1 protein-coding gene is annotated in these 202 nt (G+C 63.4%); it reads left to right on the top strand.

The genetic code is table 11. From position 1 onward, the window contains the following. Positions 1-15: 15 nt before the first annotated feature. The coding region (locus APY03_RS45590) for an FG-GAP repeat domain-containing protein (protein WP_198161220.1) at positions 16-202 on the top strand (187 nt) is incomplete at its 3' end.

The following is a 202-nucleotide window of genomic DNA, read 5'->3' as shown; positions in this document are numbered from 1 at the left end:
TTCCAGGCACCCCAGATGGTCGTCGGGAACTTCGGCTATATCGCTGGGGGATGGCGTGTGGAACGGCACCCGCGCTTCCTCGCCGACATGACGGGTGACGGCCGCGCAGACATCGTTGGCTTCGGAGACCCAGGGGTCTGGATCGCGCTCAACAACGGCAATGGCACCTTCCAGGCACCCCAGATGGTCCTTGGAAACTTCG

This window comes from Variovorax sp. WDL1 (genome assembly GCF_001541225.1).
In the GTDB taxonomy this organism is placed as follows: Bacteria; Pseudomonadota; Gammaproteobacteria; order Burkholderiales; family Burkholderiaceae_C; genus Variovorax.
This window is presented reverse-complemented; position numbering and strand designations above follow the sequence as displayed.